Origin of the sequence: Leisingera sp. McT4-56 (genome assembly GCF_020514995.1) — a bacterium.
Classification (GTDB): Bacteria; Pseudomonadota; Alphaproteobacteria; order Rhodobacterales; family Rhodobacteraceae; genus Leisingera; species Leisingera aquaemixtae_A.
In genome coordinates this window covers 255,212-275,907 of sequence record NZ_JAJALF010000002.1, presented here as the reverse complement: position 1 = coordinate 275,907, position 20,696 = coordinate 255,212, and the positions used below count along the sequence as shown (strand labels likewise).

Genomic DNA, 20,696 nt, shown 5'->3' with positions numbered 1-20,696 from the left:
GCGGCCTGAGGGCCCGATCCGCGGGCCAGCCAACTGAACGGAGGCAATTCAGCGCGGGCGGGCACAAGCGTTGCGCCGGGGTGGGTCTTGGGGCATATGTGCGCCACGGCACAGCCTGCCGATATGTTATCCTCTCGCAGCAGCGCGCGTATGTGCCGCCGCGAGGAAGAAAGAGCCACCGCCATGTATGATGCCCCGGAAAAGAAGAAATCCGAATTTGCGCTGATTCAGCTGATGCCGAACCTGATGACGATCGGTGCGATCTGCGCCGGGCTGTCGGCGATCCGCTTTGCCATCTCCGGCAACTTCAAGCTGGCTGTGATGCTGATCCTGCTGGCGGCGGTGCTGGACGGGCTGGACGGGCGGCTGGCGCGGGCGCTGCGCAGCGTCAGCAAGATGGGGGCGGAGCTGGATTCGCTGGCCGATTTTCTGAACTTCGGGGTGGCGACACCGATGGTGATCTACCTGTGGGCGCTGCAGGACATGCGGGGCATCGGCTGGATTTCGGTGCTGGTGTTCTCGGTCTGCTGCGTGGTGCGGCTGGCGCGGTTCAATGTCAGCAGCAAGTCGGAGGAGGAAGCGCCAAAGCTTCGCAAGGGCTATTTCGAAGGCATTCCCTCGCCCGCGGGGGCGCTGCTGGCGCTGCTGCCGATGTTTGCCTCCTATGCTTATGGCAGCCGCGAACCGGTGCTGCATGAGCTGCTGATCTGCCTCACCATGGTGCTGGTGGGGCTGGCAATGATCAGCCACATTCCGACCTGGTCGCCGAAAGCGGTTAAAATCTCCCGCGAGAATGTTAAGTACCTGCTTGTGGGCTTTGCCTTCATGGCTGCGGCATTACTGACCTATGCATGGACGGTGCTGGTTGTGCTATGCCTCGGTTACGTTGCGATGGTGATTTGGGGGCTGGTTTCCAAGCCAAAAGACTAGCCCAAGACGTCCGGGGAGGGACGAATTGGATATCAAGGCAGTTGAAGAATCCTATGCGCGCTGGGCGCCGGTTTATGACAGGACGTTCGGCGCGGTGACGCGCTCTGGCCGCCGCAGGGCGACCCGTTACATCAATTCCCGAGAGGGCAAGGTTCTGGAGGTTGGGGTCGGCACTGGCCTTTCCTTGCAGCATTACGCGCCGCATCTGCAGGTGACCGGCATCGACTTCAGCCACGACATGCTGAAAAAGGCGCGGGGAAAGGTGCAGGAGCAGGGGCTGAAACAGGTCGAGGCGCTGCGGCAGATGGATGCCCGGCAGCTGGATTTTCCGGACAATTCATTCGACACGGTGGCGGCAATGCATGTGCTGTCGGTGGTGCCGGACCCTGACAAGGTGATGCATGAGATTGCGCGGGTGCTGAAACCCGGCGGCAAGCTGGTGGTCACCAACCATTTCAAGAGCGGCAAGGGGGTTCGGGCCTCGCTCGAAAAGCTGTCTGCGCCGCTGGCCAATGTGATCGGCTGGCATTCGGATTTCGCGCTGGAAACGGTGCTGCAGGAGGACCGGCTGCAGGTCGAGGTTCAGGAAAGCATCCCGCCCTTCGGGATGATGACATTCCTGGTGCTGGGCAAGCAGCAGACGATGTGAAACACCCTGTTTCCGCAATGCAGCCCCGGGGGGATCCTCCGGGGCTTTTCTTTGTGCGGCCTGTCTGCAACAGTGCGTCTGAAACGGGTGGAATTGCACCGCCCCAGGGGATGTAAAATCAATTTACATCCCCATATCAGGCTCAGTTATTTACAGGGAAGGAGCGGATGCGATGAGTGTGTCCCAATTTGAAAAAATGGTGTCGGAAAGCCAGGACAAGGTCCGCGAGTCGCAGTCCAAGATTGAGGCGCTGACGGCGCGGATCGAGGCCGCGCGCAGCAAGATCGAGGCGGGCGAGGATGCCAGCATCGACATCGAGAACGCGACGCTGGAAGACGTGCACGCGCATACCGAGGTGATGAACGCCAATATCGCCGAGCTGATCATGGGGCTGGATGATGTGACGGCGGCGTTCTCCAAGGATTTTGACGAGATGCGGTCCAAGACCGGCTGGGAGAGTTTTGTCGGTTTCTTCTCCAAGGGAAAGTCGGACTCGATGCGCCAGGAGCGGATGCGCACTGCCAATATCGACGACAAGCTGCAGGATCTGATCGCCAAGTCGGACGTGATCGTGAAGCTGCTGGAAGGCCAGCTGGCCACCCTGGAAGAGCAGCGCGAGAAGGTGCAGGTGAACCTGTCGGCCACTCTGGACGACCGCGAGTTCACCGTGCAGGAGCTGGAGGGCGTGCGTGCGCAGATTGTGGCGCTGGACCCGCAGATCATCGAGCTGGAGAACAAGATCTCGGTCGAGCAGGACGCCGCCGCGCGCACCAAGCTGGAGACCGAGCTGGCCGAGATCAACGCCAAATACAACGCGCTGGTGCAGGAGGAGCAGGTGAAGCTTGCGAAATCCCAGACGCTGGAGCGATATATCGAGAAGGGCAAGACCTGGGTCGACAGCCTGCAGAACCAGGCGGCGACGCAGATGGTGCTGATCAACAAGCTGCAGACGGACACCCAGCAGCGGGTGGTGCTGTATGACGCGCTGACCAAATCGCTGAAGACCGCGCAGCAGCAGGATGTGGCGCATAGGATCAACGAGATCGGGGTGCAGACCGACAAGGAAGCCCAGACCGCAATGGCGGCGATCGGCACCGCGACCAACCAGAAGATGGCCGATATGCTGGAAGCGCATGAGGGCAACATGGTGTTCGCCCGCGACGTGCTGGAGAAGAAGGCCAAGGCGGATGAACGCTTTGCCCGCCGGTTCGCGGCGATTGTCGAGAAGCACGACAAGAACCTGTATGGGGGGTGATCATCCTTGATGGTCTTTTGTGAGCAAAACAGGGCGGAGCCCGGCCGCGGGTGGAAGCGTAGCGCCCGCCCGGGGGGGCGGACGGGCGCTGCCCGTGCCGCAGGCGGCACGTCCGAAGAAGAAAGCCTGCGGCGATGACCGATCCCGCCAAGGACCACGCAGGCCTCAGCGATACCTTCGCCTCGCGTCGGTATTTCAAGAAGTTCGAGACCATCATCCGGCATCTGACCCGGGTGGCGGCGGCGATGCAGGCGGAGGGGCGGCTGTCGAAATCCGATGTGAAGGTGCTGACCGCCTACCTGATGCGGCTGAACTTCACCTTCCGCGCGCTTTCGATGAAATACCTGATGGCGGGGCGCGATACTGGGCGGTTTTTCGGCAGCCTGGCGATGGACAAGCGCGACAGCGGCTTTCCGGTGGCAACAGAGCTGATGACCATGGCCAATGACGCCCAGCAGGCGGAGCGGCACTTGGCCAATATGGCCAGTGAGGCGCAGCTGAAGGACGATATGGTGCGCACCATCATCTCGGACCGGGCGGTGCCGGCAAAGCTGCAGTTCGCCCTGTCGCAGCGGCTTTATTATCAGGAGCTGCTGAAGGGGCAGCTGTTCTGGGTCCAGAACGACCCGGTTTGCGAATGGCTGGAAAACATCGGCGAGCGGCGGCGCCGGTTCCTGCTGCATTGGGCGGCCTATGACAGCCAGGTGAACCTGCCGGTGATCTACCTGATGGAGCTGGAGGACAGCGGCAAGGTGGCGCTGCCCAAGGATGAGCGGCGCTGGCCGGAAGTGCAGGCGCATCTGATGGCGCAGGCGCTGGCGGGGCTGAAGCTGGTGACGATTGCCAAGGGATTTGACGAGGATTTCGACGACCTCCACCCCAAGCATCTGCGCCGTTACCACGTCGGGCCGATGTATTCCTCTGCCTATACCGAGCAGTCCGGCCCGCTGCACCGGGTGCTGGAGGAGGCGGAGGCGCCCGCGGGCCAGGACTGGGCGCTGGCCTGGACACTGGAGGAGCTGGAAAGCGAGGACGTGCGCGAGGAGCGTGCGGGCTGGTTCGGCACCGTGGAGCGGGAGATCTTTGCGCTGGATCCCTTTGGCGGGCGCGGCGCCGATACCGGGGCGACCCGGACCCAGCGCGCGATCATTCTGCCGCAGCGCCCGTTCCAGGTGCTGGCAGAGCTGGACCCGCCGGGGTTCGGCGATGTGCAGAAGTTCGTGGTGAGCGATGCCGGGCAGGTGCTGCGGTATTGAGCGCCTGCGCGTATTGCCGGCTGCGGCCCCCCACTCTCGGCGGCAAAGCCGCCTGCGGGGCAGCGGGCCGGGAGTATTTTTGGAAAGATGAAAGCGGGTGGGATTTTTAGGCCCGCAAGCGACGGATTGAGAGGAAGAGATGGGCATTTCAGGCAATCAGATGGAGCTGCGGGAAGAGGACATCCGCAAGCATTACGCGGCTGCGGCGGCAATGCTGGAGGGGTTTGACCACACCCCGCGCATTGCCAAGCCGCAGGCGGAGGGCAAGCCGCCGGAGCGCTCGCCAGGGATTGCCCGCACCCGCCGCTTCCGCTCCACCACGCCCGGGCTGGTCACACGCTCCACCGCGCGGCCCGAAGGGGTGCATCTGATTGCCCGCATCGAGGCCGCGGATGAGGATGATCCGCTGACCTCGCCCCTTCAGGCGACCCTGCAGCACGCCTTGCGCCGGGCGCTGGCGGTCTCCTTGGCGATGGGGGAGGCTTATGCGGATGTGTCCGGCCTGGCGGATCTGAAGCGGGCCAATTTGGCCGGGTCCCTGGATGCGGCGCGCAAGGGGGAGTTCACCGAACTGCTGGCCGCCGAGGCGCTGATTGCGGCGCATGTGTTTGCCAATGCCGCGGCCTATCTGCTGGCACCGCACGGCAGCGAGACGCAGGCCGAGGTGGGCGAGGCGGAGGAGCTGCTGACGGATAACGCGCCGCTTGCCCTGCACGGGGCGCTGTGGGAGCTGGACCAGAAGCTGGCGCTGCATGCCCCCGATGATGCGCATCTGATTGCGGCCACGGCGGCCTATGCCGAGCAGCTGATGGAAAAGGCGGCCTTGCGCGCCCAGACTGCGCCGCGGCTGGAGGCGTTCACTGCTGCCGCCTGGCGGGTGGAGGCGGATGATCTGACCATCAGCGGGTTTGAACCGGCGGCCAAGGCTAAGTCCACCACCCTGACGATGGCATTCAAGAAGCCGCATGAGGTGGTTGGCAACCATATCGCCAAGTACCAGGCCTTAAGACTCTCCAAGATGCTGATGGCCTATGATTTCGACCGGCGTCTGAACCCGTTTGCCGAGATGGGCGGCTTCATCTTCACCTTCATGGGCGACGGCAAGCCGGGCACCGGCAAGACGACGCTCATTCAGATGATGGCAGGGCTGATCCACGATTACTGCCAGAATGCGGGCTATGCCTTCCGCTACCAGAATTTCGGCATCGACAATATCGACAGCTATCAGGGCAAGTCCGGCCAGAACGCCAAATCCTTCATCCAGAATGTGATCGACCCGGGTGTCATCGGCTTTGGCACCATCGACGACATCGACCAGATCGCAGGCAAGCGCGGCGACCGGCAGTCCAGCGCCGGCCAGCAGGAGGTGACGGCGGTGTTCATGGAGGCCTTTGCCGGCGCCAATACCGTGGTGCGCGGCAACTGCACCTTTGGCATGTTCTCCAACTACCCGGAGAACGTGGACGACGCCTTGCGCCAGCGGGCGGGCGCGCGGTTCCTGGTGGACGGGCCGCAGACGCGGGAGGATTACATCGACATCCTGACGCTCTTGATGGGCAAGAACCATGCGATCCCGCTGGGCGAGCATGATCTGTACGGCGCGCAGGAGATCAAGAAGGCAGTCGCGCGGTCGTTCGAGGCGCACAACTGCCCGCAGGAGCCGGGGCTGATGGAGGTCTTTGGCCGGGTGCACGACCAGATCGGGGAGCTGGATGATCTGGCCAAGCTCGGCACCTATCTGAAGGCGATCCAAGCTGCGGACGAGCGGTTTACCGGCCGTGCCATCAAGAACATCACCGATGCGGTCAAGGTCCGGGCGATGGATTTCGAGTTGCCGGATGAATGGATGGAGAACCCGGAGCTGTTCCTGTTCAAGGATTACGAGACCAAATCCGCGATGATTGCGGAGCTGCGGGTGCCGATCACGGTCGACATGGTGGTGCAGGAGATCAACCGCTACGCTGACAGCGAATTCCGCTATGCCGACAAGTCGGATGAAGTGGCGATTGAAAACATGGTGCGCGACTTCGGGCGGCAGGAAGAGGCCAAGCGGCGGTATCTGGAGGGGAAGGGGTGAGCGTTCTTCTCCACAGAAGGGCAGAGCCTGTCCGCGGGCGGAAGCGGAGCGCCCGCCCAGGGGGGCGGACGGGCGCTGTCCGAGCCGCAAGCGTCTCGGGCGGGGAGGTTTGATCTGCAAGATGAAAGAAGAGTCTAAGTCGCCGATCGGCAAGGTAGTTCAATTTATACTGCATCCAGTCTTCTTGGCATTTTCAGTGACCATTGGCCTTTGTGTTGCATATTGGCAGGTCGCTTCGATGCAGGAATGCAGGATTCTAGGGCGTTTTGTCTGTTCCCAGAAGTTCGATTTGTTCTGGGCGGCTAGCCCAAATGAAATGGGAGACACTCTAGCAGGCTTGGCAGGGGTTTTAGTTCTGGTCTGGGTAGTCGCCTCTACTTTCATGCAAAGCCGCGAGTTGAAGCAGGCACGTACTGAATACTCGAAAATGGCCACGGCTCTTGATGCACAGGCGGGAATTTTCGCGGATGAGATGCGCCAAAGGCAAGAAAATGAAGCAGGCCTATATTTGCAGCGACTGCTTGAAGGATTGAGTGAAGCTATCGATCGCGAAAGCAGGGAGGCCAATGTTTGGGGGCGGGAAAACTATGATCAAAAGAGAAAGAGCTTCTTCGCTTCCAGAAAAGAGGAAACCATAGATGAGTACCTGTTAAGAAATTCAGGAAAAGTATCAATGTTTTGGAATGAACGTGATGGAGAATTTGCTTCTGGAGGTATGCAGTTAAGAGCTTGGTATGGTTACTATGAAGAAATCTCTAAGATCTTGCAAAAAATTGGAGAATTGGCTCCAAAACTTGGAAATGACCAGCAGCAAAGGTTAGAGAATTTGCGTATCCAGAAGCTCCAGCTGGACATAGATGACCTCGTGCACAATGGGCCTTGGAGCGAACAATCTCATTTTGCGCCTATGGAGGTCGAATGAAACGCCTCATCCAGCATGGCCTGATGTTCGGCAATCTCTTCCATGTGGCTTCGCCCGCGCTGGTGGAGCGCTATAGGCGCGCGCTGAAGCATCTGACCGGCAAGACCACGCAACTCACGGATTTCCACGTCGATATCTCGGGGTTTTCGCCCGAAATCGGGGATGAACTGGGGGATGATCACTATCTGAACCATGCGGGCGTGAACCGGCAGTTCATTCTGCTCAGCACCGAGCAGAAGCGCTGCCCGCTGCTTCACGTGAAATTCTCCACCAGCCGGGACATCCTGCGCCGTTTCATCGAGGTCAATGAACGCCAGCTGTTTGCGCTGACCGCGACCGATGCGGTGGCGGGGGAACTGGTGAATTCGGTGTTCGAGGTGTCCTCGCCCGCGCGCCTGTTCGACATCCGGCAGGTGCGGATCGAGGCGGACACCACCCGCGGCACGCTGCGCCATGCGGACCAGTTGGCAGCGCTGGTGGAGCGGTTCAAGACCGGGGAGGATGCCTGGTTTGACGATGAACTGATCGAACAGATGATTGCGACAGCGGAACAGACCGGCGATGTGACCCGCAATCCGGTGCACCTAGAGCATGAGGTCTTTGAGCAGGGCAACTTCTGGACCGCGCATTTCGGCGGGCTGTACCTGTTTCAGGACGTGGAACACCCGGCGGTGATTGCCAGCGGGGCAAAGCCCGAAGGCGTGCCGTTGCGCCATGTGTTCGACCTGACCCAGCGCAATGCGATTGCTAAGTTCCTGGAGCTGAACGGGCTGGCGGAGCCGGTGATCCGCGCGCGCGGTGTCGATGGCGCGGCGATCCTGCGGCAGAAGATGGGGTTCCTGGCGGTGTCGGTCCTGACGGAGAAGGGCCGGGACCTGACCGGCCTGTCGCGGTCGGACCTGCGGCGGATGGCGGCGCGGCATGCGGATGAGCTGCCGGAGGAGTTCGAGGGGCTGGCAGCACTGGTGCGCTGGGCCGAGGGCGGCGGCAAGTGGCCGCGGATCACCTCGGACCATCCGGCCTATTTCTATAGCCTCAGGGCGTCGGACACGCCTTGCCGCGATCTGGTCAACATGCTGCTGGCAGAGTTGAGCCCGCATGACTTCCGCCAGATGTTCATCTGCCACAAGGAGGAATTCTACCGCCAGTACCGCGGCTGGCCGGAGACCAAGAAGGCCTATGCGGCGGAGTTCCTGGCGCGGGAGTATGCGGTGGACAAGGCCGGCGCGCGCGAGGCGCTGTTCGGGCATGAGCCGGATATGGAGGGGCGGATGCCCAAGCTGCCGCGGAACCGGCGCAAGGGGATGGTTGACCGGGTTGGCCCCTGGGGTGCTGTGAACCGGGTGAGGGGGCGTTGAGATGACACTGTGTAAGAAGCATCTTTCTTCCCGGGCTGCTTGCAGCCCGGTTCGCGCCCGTCCCCGCCCCCGTCATGCCGGAGGCGTGCTTTCAGCACGACGGCGGGCGCGAATTGCCCCCCCCCTCGGAGACGGGCGCGAACCTCCTTTATGGGATGCTTGGCCTGCACCGCGGGAGGCTTGCTGAATGTTCGGCTTTATCCGCCTTGCCTTGATCCTTCTGGTGGTGCTGACCGTGGTCTACGCCGTGGTGTCGCTGTACTCGCGCGAGATGCGGCGGCTGAAGCTGAAGCGGCGCTGGAAAGAGAAAGGGTTGACCGGCGACCGTGCGGCCTTCATCCAGCGGGGGCTGAAGCAATACGACAATTCGTTCCGGCGCAAGCTGATCCTCTTGGTCTACATCATCCCGCTGGGGGCGCTGGCGCTCCTGATCTACGTCATTAACTTCATGTGAGGTCCACCCCAATGCGTTTCATCAAATGGGCTTTCCTGATTACCTTCTGGGTGCTGTTCGGCGCCTTCCTGCATTACACGCTGCCGCAGTACGACGTGGTGCGGATCGTCAACACCTATGAGGAGCGGCAGGAGCTGAACGACTGGACCCGGATCTTCTGGTCCAAGCCGGACGACCAGTCGGCAGAGCTGATCAACCGCGATGTGCAGTTCATCCAGGCGGTGCGCGGCAACGGCCGCAACATGGTCTACCGCAACGAGGATACCGGCTGGAACTGGCCGCCATATTTCAAGTTCGACACCGCGAATCTGTATACGGACGCCAATGACAGCATCTCGACCAAGGCAAACCCGGAGTGGGTGGCGGTGCTGCATTACGGCTGGCGCAACGAGTTCCTGTCGATCTTCCCCAATGCGGTGACGATCAAGCCGGTGGCGGGGCCGGAGGACAAGCCAACGAACTGGTTCTCGATCATCTTCCTGGTGCTGCTGGCGGCGCTTCTGTGGGCGATTTATGTGCGCTGGCGCCGGTTCCGGCAGGCGCGGATCGATCCGATGATCGAAAGTGCCGAGGACAGCCTCTATGCGGCGGGCGATGCGATTGCCGAGCGCAAAGGCCGGTTCCGCCGCTGGCTGGATACCTGGAAATCGAAGTGACGAGAGGGGCCGCCGGATCGGCGGCTCTGAAAGACACAAGCGGATGCGCGGGCCTGAACGGGTCCGCTTTTTTTTATTCGATACGGTGGAGAACCCAGTCCAGTGCCGGTGTGAAGTCGTCATCCGAAAGCGCCCCGCGTGGTGCCGCAGCGGCGGCAAAGGCAAAGCCGTGTGTGTAATCCACCAGCAGGCAGAGTAGGGTGCGGGCCTCTGCGCCGGTCACGCCTGCGGCTGCAATTTCCGCCTCGATGAGCTGCGTCAGCCTTGTCAGGGAGGGGCCAATCAAGGACGGGTTTTCCAGGATGCATTTCGCCAGCTCCGGGTGCCGGGTCACCTGGGCGCAGTAGCGGGTCATCAGGCCGCGCAGCCGCAGTTTGGGTGTTGCTGCCTCTGACTGGGTGTCGGATCCTTTGAACGCAATGGCCACGAGGCTTGCGATCATCTCATCCCTGGTGCCGGCGTGATGGGCAACGGCCATCGGGGTGACGCCGAGCGCTGCTGCCAGTGCTTTGAAGGTGAGGGCCTTGCTGCCGCCCTCGTCGAGCAGCTGCAGGGCTTTTTCCAGCACATCATTCTTGCTGAGGGTGCGGCTGCCCTTGGGAGGGCGCCCCATGCGCGGGGGCATTGGTCAGGCCACCCGGAATGTGGTTTGGACCATGCCGGTGGGCAGAATACGGGAGCTTGCCACCTGGAGGTCGATGTCCTGGTCCAGACTGCCGAACAGGGGGATGCCGCTGCCGATCAGGATCGGAACCGTTGTGATGGTCAGATCGGCGATCAGCCCCTGGCGCAGGAAGGACTGCACCATCCGCCCGCCATCGATATAGGCGCGGGTCCAGCCCTCCTGTTGCAGTTTCTGCATAAGGTCTGCGGGTGCGGCGGTGCTGAGGCGTACCTTGTCCTTCAGTTCCTCGGGAATGTCCTGTTCGGTCAGGCTGCTGCTGAGGACCACAACCGGCTTGGTGTAGGGCCAATGGCCGAACCCCAGCAGAGTGCGGAATGATCCTGTTCCCATGACCAGCCCGTCGACGCTGTCCATGAAGGCCGCAAAGCCGCCATCGTCATCTTCGGCAACGGGCTGTTTGTGCAGCCAATCCAGTGAATGGTCCTGGCGGGCCACGAAGCCGTCGAGGCTGGTGGCGATGAAGACGTGGCCTGTGGTCATCGGATTCTCCTGGGGACCATTAAACTATATGCCATATAAATTAATGCAATTCGCGTTCCAAGAGGCCGGCGCAAGACTCGCTGCGTGCGAATCGATTCGGTGTGCCTAGCAGCTGGTAACCGCATGAAAGATAAGCGCTTGCCGCAAACGGACCGGCGGATGCCGGTTTGAGATTCTGGACATCCCTGTCCCGCCGCGGGCGGCAAACATGCATGTCTTTTTCCGGTTTTTGCGGGTCGGATTTGTCTCCGCTTGGGGGCCGGGATTAGGGCAGTTTGCGCCTCAGCAAGGTGCCGCCCCTTGGGGCGGAGAATTGGGAAGCTGGTGAAATTCCGGCACTGCCCCCGCAACGGTGACCCCGGGCAAGGCATGGCAAAAACCACTGAGGCCAATGGTTTCGGGAAGGTGCCAGGCCCCGCCGCCGAATGGCCCCGGGACAGTCCGGAAACCAGCCTTGCCCCGAAAACGTCAACCGCGGGCGGCGGCGGGGCGGTTGCAGGCGCGTGGCCTGCGATCTCTCCATCCATGCCCGCAGCCAAGCCAACCTGCCGCGGGGATGCGGCAAAGGAGAGAAGCAGATGCTTCACGACAGCGAAATTCTGGCCAAACTGGTGGCCCGTCAGAAAAACTATTCCCTGGAGCAGGCGTTTTATACTGATCCGGGCGTGCTGGATCTGGACATGCGCCAGATTTTCTACCGCGAGTGGCTGTTTGCCATTCCCGCCTGCGAGATCCCGAAGGCGGGCAATTTCGTGACCCATCAGGTCGGCGCCTACAACGTCATCATCGTGCGCGGCACCGATGGCGAGGTGCGTGCGTTCCACAATGCCTGCCGCCACCGCGGTTCTGTTGTTTGCAAGGCCAAGAAGGGCAATTCGCCCAAGCTGGTCTGCCCCTACCACCAGTGGACCTATGAGCTGGACGGCTCGCTGTTGTGGGCGCGCGACATGGGGCCGGATTTCGATGCCTCCAAGCACGGGCTGAAGCCGGTGCATTGCCGCGACCTGGCCGGGCTGATCTACATCTGCCTGGCGGATGAGGCGCCGGACTTCGACGCTTTTGCCGCAGTGGCGCGCCCCTATCTGGAGCCGCACGACCTGGGCAACGCCAAGGTCGCCTATGAAAGCTCGATCATCGAGAACGGCAACTGGAAGCTGGTCTGGGAGAACAACCGCGAGTGCTATCACTGCGGCGGCAACCACCCGTCGCTGTGCCGGACCTTCCCGGAAGATCCGTCCGTCACCGGCGTCGAGGGCGGCGAGACCCCGCCGCACCTGCAGAAGCACTTCGACCGGATCGAGGCGGCAGGTGTGCCGTCGCAGTTCCAGATCGATGCGCGCGGCCAGTACCGGGTGGCGCGGATGCCGCTGAATGAGGGCGCCGAGAGCTATACCATGGACGGCAAGGCGGCTGTCGCCAAGAAGCTGGGCCGGGTGCCGTTTGCCGATGCGGGCACGCTGCTGAAGTTCCACTATCCGACCACCTGGAACCACTTCCTGCCGGATCATTCCATCGTGTTCCGGGTGACCCCGATCAGCCCGACCGAGACCGAAGTCACCACCAAATGGCTGGTGCACAAGGATGCGGTTGAAGGCCAGGACTACGACCTGAAGCGGCTGACCGAGGTCTGGGTTGCCACCAACGACGAGGACCGCATCGTGGTTGAGGACAACCAGCGCGGCATCAACTCGCCCGCATATGAGCCCGGCCCCTATTCGGAAGTACAGGAAAGCGGTGTGATCCAGTTCTCCAACTGGTACGCCGAGCATCTGACCCGCGCGCTGACCGGCCGCCACCTGATCGCGGCGGAGTAAGCGCATGGGACTGCAGGCCAATTTCGAGACGCTGGACGAGACCCTGGCGTGGAAGGACGACGAGATGCTGGAATGCGTCTCGGTCGTGCCGGAAGCGCCGAACACCGCCACCTTCAGTTTCCGCGCGCCTTCGGGCGCGTGGTTCAAGTACCAGCCGGGCCAGTTCCTGACGCTGGAGCTGCCGGTGCCGGGCGGCACCGTCTGGCGGACCTACACCATCAGCTCCTCGCCGTCGCGGCCCTTGTCGATCTCGGTGACGGTCAAGGCGCAGGCCGACAGCATCGGCACCCGCTGGATGCTGGACAACCTGCGCCCGGGAATGTTCCTCAAGGCCTCCGGCCCCGCGGGCGTGTTCACCCTGCCGAAACGCCCGAACGGCAAGTTTCTGTTCATCTCCGCTGGCTCCGGCATCACGCCCAGCCTGTCGATGACCCAGTACCTGTTCGACCGCGGCCAGTCGCCCGATGTCTGCTTCATCAACTGCGCCAAGCGGCCCAGCGAGATCATCGCGCGGCGCCAGCTGGAGGGCATGGCGGCGCGGGTGCCGGGGATCAAGCTGCATTTCGTGGTGGAAGAGGATGATCCCTATCAGGTCTGGACCGGCTACCGCGGACAGCTGAACCAGATCATGCTGGGGATCATCGCGGGCGACTACCTGGAGCGCGAGGTCTACTGCTGCGGGCCGGAGCCGTTCATGCAGGCGGTGCGCGACATGCTGAACGGCCTGGGCTTCGACATGGAGAACTACAACCAGGAAAGCTTTGGCGCGCCGGTGGAGACCGAGGCCGATGCGCCGGAGCTGGACGATGTGGTGCCGGAAGAGACCGCTGCCGCCGAGATCGCCTTTGCTGCGTCGGGCGTCACCGCAACCTGCACCGAGACCGACACGGTGCTGGCGGTGGCCAAGGCCTCGGGCCTCAACATCCCGTCGGGCTGCACCTTCGGCATCTGCGGCACCTGCAAGGTCAAGAAGACCGCAGGCGATGTGCATATGGTCCACAACGGCGGCATCTCGGAGGAGGACATCGAGGCGGGGTACATCCTGGCCTGCTGCTCCAACCCGATTGGCCGCGTCGAGGTCGCGATCTGAGCCAAGGGAGGGCCTGTCGCGGGCCCTCCTTTTCCTGCCGGTCCGGGCTTGCGGCAACAAAGTGATTGACGCCGCGCCCGTCCCTTGGTCAACACGGGGCCAACCCTCATATCCCCGTTGCGACACAGGACCCCGAAACCATGACTGCCAGCAAACGCATTGCCCTTTCCAGCGACCACGCCGCCATCGAGCTGCGCAAGGCCGTTGCCGCCCATATCGAAGCACAGGGCTGGGAGGTGCAGGACATCGGCCCGCAGACCCCTGAGAGCACCCATTACCCCAAGCATGGCGCCGCCGTGGCGGAGCTGGTGGCCTCTGGCGAGTGCGCGCTGGGCATCGTTCTGTGCGGCACCGGCCAGGGCATCATGATGGCGGCGAACAAGGTGAAGGGCATCCGCTGCGGTGTCTGCTCCGACACGTTCTCGGCCAAGATGATCCGCGCCCACAACAACGCCAACATGCTGTCGATTGGCGCCCGCGTGGTTGGTGAAGGCCTGGCGCTGGAGATTGTCGATGCCTTCCTGGGCACAGAGTTCGAAGGCGGCCGCCACGGCACCCGCGTTGACATGATCAAGGCGCTGGAAGACTGATAGGTTCAGACCCGGCTGTGCCGGCCGGGCGCAGGCCCCAGGTCAGTCCGCAAACAGATAGCGGGTTCCGGCAATCTGCCGGGCCTGTTCCGCAGACAGGCCCAGAAACCCGCTGAGCTGGCTTGCGTTTTCCTCCGGGCTGCTGCTTTCGCGCATCTGGTAGAGCTGGCTGAACCCGGCATCCCGGATGCGGTCCGCCTCATGGTGGATGTCATTGCGGATGGACGGCAGCAGCCGTTCCAGCGCCAGCTGCGGTGTGCGCTCCCCCGCAAGCCCGACCCGGTGCGCGTGTCCGGTCAGGTAGTCCTCGCTGAAGTCGCATTCGATCAGCAGGAAGCGGGTTGTGGACCGGTCCGAGTGGAAATCGTTCATCAGGTCGATGTCGGCAGGGTCCAGGCAGATGATCAGCTGATCGGATCCGTAGTATTCAAACAGCATCCGCACCAGCGCGCGGCGGTGGCGGGTGCGTTTCATCAGCGCAGCCTGGATGCCGCCGAGATCGGGCAGCGGGGTGTCTTCCTCGTTGAACAGGTATTCGATGGCCGGGATATTGGTTGCGTGGCGGACCTTCTCCAGCAACCGCTTGGCGACATGCCATTTCTTGCAGATCACGATTAGCAGCTCGCGCTCGCGGCCCAGGGTGCTTTCGGTTTCCCAGAACCGCGGCGCAAAGCGGCGCCCGATGCGGCCGCGCTGGGACAGGAACTGATACAGGCTGCGCCCCTCGTTGGATATCTGGAAGTCCACGCCGCGCGCCGCGTAGAGCCGCCCCAGCCGCGACTTCAGCTCCTTGGCGCCCGGGCTGATTTTGCGGGCGAACAGAAAGTCCTGGCTGAGCAGCAGGTCATAGTGGTCGTTGTAGAAATTCACCGGGATCCCGTAGTCGGTAAACATCAGGAAGGTGAGGGTCCGGGGCTCGATCTCCGCCTCCGGGATGAGGTGGCGCACAAGGGTCTGAAAGAAGGTTTCATCCGGAATCCAGGTGGAGCGGAAGAACCGCACAACGTCGCGGCGCTTGGCGGTGAAGTCCAGGATCCACTCCACCGTGCGGCGGCGCAGGCACCACCACTGGCTGCCAATCTGCACCTGGATGTCGGAGGGGATTTCGCGCTGCAGCCCCAGCCGCTTCTGCAAGCCGTGGCTCCAGTAGAACAGCTGCTTGTGCTTGCGCTCGTTAAAGAAGTGCCGGTAGATCAGCCGGTCCTCCTTCATGCCGGTCTTGATCCAGTCGCTTTCGAAGAAATCGAAGCTTTCGATGAAATCCTTGTCGTTCTGGTCCAAGAAACGGTGGGCATATTCCGCCGTCTTCACCGCCATGCAGTCGCCCGACAGCATGTAGAAATGGGTGGCGCGGGGAAACTCCTCCACCGCGCGCTGCAGTGCCTGCAGCGTCGCCTGCACCAGGGACCATTCGCCCCAGCCGCATTTGATCCGCTTGTCGGCAAAGGCCACATTCGGATTGCCTGCCAGGTCCTCACGGATCTTCTGGTAGTCCTCGTCAGGCGCCCGCCCGTCAAAATGGATCGCCATGCAGTCGCCGGACGCAGTCAGCTGCTCTGCCTGCTGGATGATCGCCTCAGGGTCTTTATGGCACAGCAAGATATATGCGATTTTTGCCATGGGGAGGACGGACTGCCTTGTTCTGCCTGATTGTTTACCTTGATAAGCGCGCCAAGGGCACGAATAAACCAGATAGTTCCCGTTTCGGTAAACATATGCAATTAGTGCTGGTACACGGCGCAAGAAGCAAATGAGGGCAGCGGATGGGGTTTCCCGGCACCTGGATGACGAAAAGTGAAAGTGTGGTCTACCGGGTGGTGCCGAAATGCGCCTGCTCGACGATCGGGCAGATCCTCTATTACTCCGATCACGGGCGGTTCTTTGACGGCGACATCCATGATGCCAAGGACGGCCTGCACAAATGGGCGCTGGAGCACAGCCAGGAGGTGATCACCCGCAATGTGCAGGGGCAGCGGTCCTATGCCTTCACCTGCGTGCGCAACCCCTATACCCGCATCCTCAGTTCGTTTTTCGACAAGATCTGCGGCATCCAGCGCAACGGGCGGCGCTACCGCGGCAACCTGGTGCCCAAGCTCGCCTATGAATACGGGATCGAGGTCGGCGGCGACGACGGCAAGCAGGAGTTCGACCAGATCAAGAGCTTTCGCCGTTTCCTGCTGTTTGCCCGCGACACCATCCGCTGGCGCCGCCCGATGGACCCGGACATCCACTGGTCGGCAATGTCGGGGCATGTGTCGACCTTCATCCTGAACGGCGGACGCTACAACCGGATCTTCTGGACCGAGGCCTTCAATGACGGGATGCAAGGGGTGCTGGACGCAATCGAGACGCCGCATCCCGTGGACCTGGCCGCGATCCCGCGTTTCAACGAAAGCGAGGGCCACGGCCCCAAGCGCGCGCATCCGGTCGAGGACTATTTCGACGACCTGTCGATGCATCTGGTCTACGAGATCTACAAGCGCGATTTCGAGCTGTTCAAATACGATTTCGAGAACCCGGCCAACAAGATGCCGGTGGGCGAGATCGACCTGGATGAGGTGCACGCCAAGCTGGGGGAGTAGGGGGGCAAAGTTCAAGCAGGCTGGCAGCAGAGGTAACCGGCTCGCGGGCTCTGCAAAGCGTGAAGCAAGCCGTCAGACTGGTTGCAGTGTCTGAAAGACAATGTTCCGGTTTGTTTCCTCGCAGCTCATCCTAGCCGTCGTTTTGAAGCTTTTGCCTCCACCTCGTGCGGAGAGAAAGCCCTGTTTCGTGGCCGGGTCAAATAGAAATGAGTAACGAAAGGTGACTTTGCTATCATATATCCGGGTCGAACCGTCGCGATCGGACCTTGTAACCTCAACCGGCACACCAACGAGTTTCCAGCGAAGCTGGTATTTTCCGTCGCCCTTCTTTTTGAAACGCGCGGGAATTGGCGACTGATGCATCAGGTGGACATATGAATCGTAAGCCGTTGCCGTACCATTTTCCGCATCCATCACGAATACTGCGTGGTTGGACAGGAACTTTGTGAAATCAGAAGCATAGCTCCGGCCATTCCCAAAGGTGCAGAGAAACTTTTCGGGCTTGGCGGATGCTGTCGCTGGACAAATCAGTGCAAGCATCAAGGCCATTTTTTTAAACATCTAATTCCTCAAAAACGCGGCTACTCGGCAGGGCAAGTTATGGACTAGGTCTTCTCGGTCTTGTTTTTAGAATGGTATGCGTCTGGAGCAATCGGTAAAAATCAACCTTTCGGAGATTTAACACCCGTCGCAATTAGTGCGGCGGGTGTTAAATGCGGGCCGGACCTTTGCGCCTCAGTCTTCGTCCGGCAGCGCACGCACGGCGCCTTTGGCCGCCGATGTGGCGAGCAGCGCATAGGCTTTCAGGGCCTTGGAGACCTTGCGCTTGCGCGGCTCGGCGGGTTTCCAGCCCTTGGCGTCCTGTTCCGTGCGGCGTGCCGCCAGTTCCTCGTCGGAGACAGCCAGATGGATCGTGCGGTTGGGGATGTCGATCTCGATCTTGTCGCCCTGGCGCACCAAGCCGATGGTGCCGCCTTCGGCCGCCTCGGGGGAGACATGGCCGATCGACAGGCCGGAGGTGCCGCCGGAGAAACGACCGTCAGTCAGCAGCGCGCAGGCTTTGCCCAGGCCCTTCGACTTCAGGTAGGAGGTCGGGTAGAGCATTTCCTGCATGCCCGGACCGCCGCGCGGGCCTTCGTAGCGGATTACCACCACGTCGCCTTCCTTGACCTTGCCGGTCAGGATGTCGTTCACTGCCGCGTCCTGGCTTTCGCAGACATAGGCTGAGCCGGTGAACTTGAGGATGTGTTCATCGACGCCCGCGGTCTTCACGATGCAGCCGTCGCGGGCGATGTTGCCGAACAGCACCGCAAGGCCGCCGTCCTGGCTGAAGGCGTGCTCCTTGGCGCGGATCACGCCGTTTTCACGGTCGGTGTCCAGCTCCTTGTAGCGGTTGGCCTGAGAGAAGGCTTGCGTGGTGCGGACGCCGCCGGGGGCGGCCTTGAACAGCTCCTCGGCCTCCGGGTTGTTGGCGACCTTGATGTCCCACTTGGCAATCGCTTCGCCCATGGTCGAGGAGTGCACGGTGTGGCAGTCGTTGTGCAAGAGCCCTGCGCGGCTCAGCTCGCCCAGGATCGAGAAGATGCCGCCGGCACGGTGCACGTCCTCCATGTGGACGTTGTGGATGTTCGGAGCGACCTTGCACAGGCAGGGTACCCGGCGGCTGAGCCGGTCCATGTCGGACATGGTGAAATCCACCTCGCCCTCATTGGCGATGGCCAAGAGGTGCAGCACGGTGTTGGTGGAGCCGCCCATGGCGATATCAAGGCTCATCGCGTTCTCGAAAGCCTCGAAAGTGGCGATCTCGCGCGGCAGCAGGCCCTTTTCCTCGTCCTGGTAGTGGCGCTTTGTGATCTCGACGATCTTGCGGCCGGCTTCCAGGAACAGACCCTTGCGGTCGGCGTGGGTGGCGAGCGTCGAGCCGTTGCCCGGCAGCGCCAGGCCCAGGGCCTCGGCCAGGCAGTTCATCGAGTTGGCGGTGAACATGCCGGAGCAGGAGCCGCAGGTCGGGCAGGCGTTTTCCTCGATATGCTTCACCTGCTCGTCGGTGAACTTGTCATCCGCCGCCGCCACCATGGCGTCCACCAGGTCGATCTTTTTCATGTCCAGATCGGCGATGTCGATCTTGCCCGCTTCCATCGGGCCGCCGGAGACGAAGATCGCCGGGATGTTGAGGCGCATGGCGGCCATCAGCATCCCCGGAGTGATCTTGTCGCAGTTGGAGATGCAGACCATGGCGTCTGCACAGTGCGCGTTGACCATGTATTCGACGCTGTCGGCGATCACCTCGCGCGAGGGCAGCGAGTAGAGCATGCCGTCATGGCCCATGGCGATGCCGTCATCCACCGCGATGGTGTTGAACTCCTTGGCGACGCCGCCGGCCGCCTCGACCTCGCGGGCGACCATCTGGCCCAGGTCCTTGAGGTGGACGTGGCCGGGCACGAACTGGGTGAAGGAGTTGACGATGGCGATGATCGGCTTGCCGAAATCATCGTCCTTCATGCCGGTCGCGCGCCACAGTCCGCGCGCGCCCGCCATGTTGCGGCCATGGGTGGAGGTTCTGGATCGGTACTTTGGCATCAGGCTGGTTCCCTTAGTCTTTGCCCTCAGGGACACGATTTGCGCAACAAAGGCAACCGGCCGGGGGGCTGTTCGATAATTTTGGCGCAGATTGCGCCGGATTTCAGTGGCGAAATGTCTCTCGGGCTGTTTCTCAGGCGCGGGCGGGCGCAGGTTCGGGGCTTTTCAGCCAGTGATTCACCAGAAGGCCCAGCACCAGCGCCCAGAACGGCGCCCCGATTCCATAGAAACTGATGCCGGAGACCGTGGTCATGAAGGTAATGAGCGCGGCCTCGCGCGCCTGCGGCTGAGCCAGCGCAGCGGAGAGGCTGTTGCCGATGGTTGCCAGCAGCGCCAGGCCTGCGACGGTCGCGACCAGCGCCTTGGGGGCGATCATGAACAAGCTGATCACGGTGGCGCCGCCCAGCCCCACCAGAATGTAGACAAGGCCCGTCATCACGCCTGCCAGATAGCGGGTGTCCGGGTTCTCGTCCGCTTCCGGCCCGGCGCAGATGGCAGCGGTGATGGCGGCGAGGTTGAAGGCAAAGCCGCCGAAGGGGGCGAGCAGCAGCGAGGTGAGGCCGGTGACAGTCAGGCTGGCAGAGACAGGTGTTTCGTAGCCGCAGGCCCGCAGCGCCACCACGCCGGGCATGTTCTGCGAGGACATGGTGACGATGTAAAGCGGCAGGCCGATGCCGATCAGCACCGGCAGCGAGAAGGCGGGCATCACGAATTCCGGGCGGGCGAGCGTCATGTCCAGTGCCTCCAGGCTGCCGAAGGCGCCGGTGGCTGCGCACCAGGCCACACCGGCGGCCAGCACCGCGGGAATGGTATAGCGGGGAAACAGCTTGCGCCCGGCCAGGAAGGTGAGGCCCATTACCGCCACCAGCGCAGTGTCGGTCCTCAGCGAGGTGAAGGCGGAGAGGCCGAACTGGAACAGAATGCCCGCCAGCATGGCGCTGGCCAGGCTGTCCGGTATCAGGCGGGAGAGGGCGGCGAACCAGCCGGTGAGGCCGGTGAGGGTCAGGAGCACCGCGCAGAGAAGGAAGGCGCCCACCGCCTCTGCCAGCGGCACGCCGTTGAGGCTGACCGCCAGCAGCGCTGCGCCCGGTGTCGACCAGGCGGTCAGGATCGGCATCCGGTAGATCAGCGACAGGATCAGGCAGGTGATCCCCATGCCCATCCCCAGCACCAGCATCCAGCTGTTGGCCTGGGCCTGGGTGGCGCCGACGGCCTCGATCGCCTGAAAGATGATGGCAACCGAGCCTGTGTAGCCGACCAGGACGGCCACCGCGCCGGAAACGATATGCGAAAGCTTCAGGTCCTTGAGCATGCGGGT

At 62.3% G+C, this 20,696-nt stretch carries 19 protein-coding genes and 1 riboswitch; of the genes, 13 read left to right on the top strand and 6 right to left on the bottom strand.

The genetic code is table 11. The features are described from left to right. The first annotated feature begins 183 nt into the window (after nucleotides 1–183). From pssA to LHL23_RS04760, 9 genes are all read left to right on the top strand, one after another. A complete protein-coding gene (gene pssA / locus LHL23_RS04800; protein ID WP_222479026.1) occupies nucleotides 184–930 on the top strand; it encodes a CDP-diacylglycerol--serine O-phosphatidyltransferase in 747 nt (248 codons plus the stop codon). Nucleotides 931–955: 25 nt separating this feature from the next. Further along, nucleotides 956–1,579: a class I SAM-dependent methyltransferase gene (locus LHL23_RS04795; RefSeq protein WP_222479028.1), complete on the top strand. Its 624-nt coding sequence runs from the start codon at nucleotides 956–958 to the stop codon at nucleotides 1,577–1,579. A gap of 172 nt (nucleotides 1,580–1,751) precedes the next feature. After that, nucleotides 1,752–2,834, top strand: a complete 1,083-nt coding sequence (locus LHL23_RS04790; RefSeq protein ID WP_222479030.1) for a hypothetical protein — start codon at nucleotides 1,752–1,754, stop codon at nucleotides 2,832–2,834. Between the two features lie 134 nt (nucleotides 2,835–2,968). Next, nucleotides 2,969–4,090 (top strand): hypothetical protein, encoded by a 1,122-nt coding sequence (locus LHL23_RS04785; RefSeq protein WP_226429003.1) that lies wholly within the window; start codon nucleotides 2,969–2,971, stop codon nucleotides 4,088–4,090. A gap of 139 nt (nucleotides 4,091–4,229) precedes the next feature. Then, complete coding sequence (locus LHL23_RS04780; RefSeq protein ID WP_226429002.1) at nucleotides 4,230–6,167, top strand: ATP-binding protein; 1,938 nt, start codon at nucleotides 4,230–4,232, stop codon at nucleotides 6,165–6,167. Nucleotides 6,168–6,288: 121 nt separating this feature from the next. Further along, on the top strand, nucleotides 6,289–7,089 hold the full coding sequence (locus LHL23_RS04775; protein ID WP_226429001.1) for a hypothetical protein: 801 nt from the start codon (nucleotides 6,289–6,291) through the stop codon (nucleotides 7,087–7,089). After that, a complete protein-coding gene (locus LHL23_RS04770) occupies nucleotides 7,086–8,447 on the top strand; it encodes a DUF6638 family protein (protein WP_226429000.1) in 1,362 nt (453 codons plus the stop codon). The genes LHL23_RS04775 and LHL23_RS04770 overlap by 4 nt, the downstream gene beginning before the upstream one ends. Before the next feature lie 187 nt (nucleotides 8,448–8,634). Then, entirely contained in the window at nucleotides 8,635–8,901 is a 267-nt protein-coding gene (locus LHL23_RS04765; protein WP_226428999.1) for a hypothetical protein, read from the top strand. Between the two features lie 11 nt (nucleotides 8,902–8,912). Further along, nucleotides 8,913–9,557 carry a DUF1523 family protein gene (locus tag LHL23_RS04760; RefSeq protein ID WP_222479042.1) on the top strand — a complete coding sequence of 215 codons (645 nt, stop codon included), beginning with the start codon at nucleotides 8,913–8,915 and terminating at the stop codon, nucleotides 9,555–9,557. Nucleotides 9,558–9,630: 73 nt separating this feature from the next. Here the strand turns inward: LHL23_RS04760 and LHL23_RS04755 are convergent, their stop codons facing one another. Beyond that, the gene (locus LHL23_RS04755; RefSeq protein WP_226428998.1) at nucleotides 9,631–10,170 is read right to left on the bottom strand and encodes a TetR/AcrR family transcriptional regulator; all 540 of its coding nucleotides are present in this window, start codon (nucleotides 10,168–10,170) and stop codon (nucleotides 9,631–9,633) included. A 15-nt stretch (nucleotides 10,171–10,185) separates the two neighbouring features. Next, entirely contained in the window at nucleotides 10,186–10,722 is a 537-nt protein-coding gene (locus LHL23_RS04750; RefSeq protein WP_226428997.1) for a dihydrofolate reductase family protein, read from the bottom strand. A 271-nt stretch (nucleotides 10,723–10,993) separates the two neighbouring features. After that, a riboswitch (cobalamin riboswitch) is annotated at nucleotides 10,994–11,193 on the top strand. A 107-nt stretch (nucleotides 11,194–11,300) separates the two neighbouring features. On the opposite strand from LHL23_RS04750, the gene LHL23_RS04745 reads away from it, so the two are divergent. The 3 genes from LHL23_RS04745 to rpiB all read left to right on the top strand — a co-directional run bounded on the left by LHL23_RS04745 (nucleotide 11,301) and on the right by rpiB (nucleotide 14,216). After that, nucleotides 11,301–12,536, top strand: a complete 1,236-nt coding sequence (locus LHL23_RS04745) for an aromatic ring-hydroxylating oxygenase subunit alpha (protein ID WP_226428996.1) — start codon at nucleotides 11,301–11,303, stop codon at nucleotides 12,534–12,536. Between the two features lie 4 nt (nucleotides 12,537–12,540). Beyond that, nucleotides 12,541–13,626: a hybrid-cluster NAD(P)-dependent oxidoreductase gene (locus LHL23_RS04740; protein WP_226428995.1), complete on the top strand. Its 1,086-nt coding sequence runs from the start codon at nucleotides 12,541–12,543 to the stop codon at nucleotides 13,624–13,626. A 140-nt stretch (nucleotides 13,627–13,766) separates the two neighbouring features. Then, nucleotides 13,767–14,216, top strand: coding sequence for a ribose 5-phosphate isomerase B (rpiB, locus tag LHL23_RS04735; protein ID WP_226428994.1), 450 nt, complete (start codon nucleotides 13,767–13,769; stop codon nucleotides 14,214–14,216). 42 nt (nucleotides 14,217–14,258) lie between these two features. Here the strand turns inward: rpiB and LHL23_RS04730 are convergent, their stop codons facing one another. Beyond that, entirely contained in the window at nucleotides 14,259–15,836 is a 1,578-nt protein-coding gene (locus LHL23_RS04730) for a DUF5928 domain-containing protein (RefSeq protein WP_226428993.1), read from the bottom strand. Between the two features lie 143 nt (nucleotides 15,837–15,979). Between LHL23_RS04730 and LHL23_RS04725 the strand changes: the two genes are divergently transcribed. Further along, entirely contained in the window at nucleotides 15,980–16,798 is an 819-nt protein-coding gene (locus LHL23_RS04725) for a sulfotransferase family protein (RefSeq protein ID WP_226428992.1), read from the top strand. A 72-nt stretch (nucleotides 16,799–16,870) separates the two neighbouring features. Here LHL23_RS04725 and LHL23_RS04720 read toward each other — a convergent pair whose 3' ends face one another. From LHL23_RS04720 to LHL23_RS04710, 3 genes are all read right to left on the bottom strand, one after another. Continuing rightward, the gene (locus LHL23_RS04720; protein WP_226428991.1) at nucleotides 16,871–17,359 is read right to left on the bottom strand and encodes a hypothetical protein; all 489 of its coding nucleotides are present in this window, start codon (nucleotides 17,357–17,359) and stop codon (nucleotides 16,871–16,873) included. A gap of 174 nt (nucleotides 17,360–17,533) precedes the next feature. Beyond that, nucleotides 17,534–19,378: a dihydroxy-acid dehydratase gene (ilvD, locus tag LHL23_RS04715; protein WP_226428990.1), complete on the bottom strand. Its 1,845-nt coding sequence runs from the start codon at nucleotides 19,376–19,378 to the stop codon at nucleotides 17,534–17,536. A gap of 133 nt (nucleotides 19,379–19,511) precedes the next feature. After that, the gene (locus LHL23_RS04710) at nucleotides 19,512–20,690 is read right to left on the bottom strand and encodes a benzoate/H(+) symporter BenE family transporter (protein WP_226428989.1); all 1,179 of its coding nucleotides are present in this window, start codon (nucleotides 20,688–20,690) and stop codon (nucleotides 19,512–19,514) included. Nucleotides 20,691–20,696 lie beyond the last annotated feature (6 nt).

Coding starts and splice junctions, on each gene's coding strand:
- pssA (WP_222479026.1), top strand. CDS start 184: ATGTATGATGCCCCGGAAAAGAAGAAATCCGAATTTGCGCTGATTCAG.
- LHL23_RS04790 (WP_222479030.1), top strand. CDS start 1,752: ATGAGTGTGTCCCAATTTGAAAAAATGGTGTCGGAAAGCCAGGACAAG.
- LHL23_RS04785 (WP_226429003.1), top strand. CDS start 2,969: ATGACCGATCCCGCCAAGGACCACGCAGGCCTCAGCGATACCTTCGCC.
- LHL23_RS04780 (WP_226429002.1), top strand. CDS start 4,230: ATGGGCATTTCAGGCAATCAGATGGAGCTGCGGGAAGAGGACATCCGC.
- LHL23_RS04775 (WP_226429001.1), top strand. CDS start 6,289: ATGAAAGAAGAGTCTAAGTCGCCGATCGGCAAGGTAGTTCAATTTATA.
- LHL23_RS04770 (WP_226429000.1), top strand. CDS start 7,086: ATGAAACGCCTCATCCAGCATGGCCTGATGTTCGGCAATCTCTTCCAT.
- LHL23_RS04765 (WP_226428999.1), top strand. CDS start 8,635: ATGTTCGGCTTTATCCGCCTTGCCTTGATCCTTCTGGTGGTGCTGACC.
- LHL23_RS04760 (WP_222479042.1), top strand. CDS start 8,913: ATGCGTTTCATCAAATGGGCTTTCCTGATTACCTTCTGGGTGCTGTTC.
- LHL23_RS04755 (WP_226428998.1), bottom strand. CDS start 10,170: ATGGGGCGCCCTCCCAAGGGCAGCCGCACCCTCAGCAAGAATGATGTG.
- LHL23_RS04750 (WP_226428997.1), bottom strand. CDS start 10,722: ATGACCACAGGCCACGTCTTCATCGCCACCAGCCTCGACGGCTTCGTG.
- LHL23_RS04745 (WP_226428996.1), top strand. CDS start 11,301: ATGCTTCACGACAGCGAAATTCTGGCCAAACTGGTGGCCCGTCAGAAA.
- LHL23_RS04740 (WP_226428995.1), top strand. CDS start 12,541: ATGGGACTGCAGGCCAATTTCGAGACGCTGGACGAGACCCTGGCGTGG.
- rpiB (WP_226428994.1), top strand. CDS start 13,767: ATGACTGCCAGCAAACGCATTGCCCTTTCCAGCGACCACGCCGCCATC.
- LHL23_RS04730 (WP_226428993.1), bottom strand. CDS start 15,836: ATGGCAAAAATCGCATATATCTTGCTGTGCCATAAAGACCCTGAGGCG.
- LHL23_RS04725 (WP_226428992.1), top strand. CDS start 15,980: ATGGGGTTTCCCGGCACCTGGATGACGAAAAGTGAAAGTGTGGTCTAC.
- LHL23_RS04720 (WP_226428991.1), bottom strand. CDS start 17,359: ATGTTTAAAAAAATGGCCTTGATGCTTGCACTGATTTGTCCAGCGACA.
- ilvD (WP_226428990.1), bottom strand. CDS start 19,378: ATGCCAAAGTACCGATCCAGAACCTCCACCCATGGCCGCAACATGGCG.
- LHL23_RS04710 (WP_226428989.1), bottom strand. CDS start 20,690: ATGCTCAAGGACCTGAAGCTTTCGCATATCGTTTCCGGCGCGGTGGCC.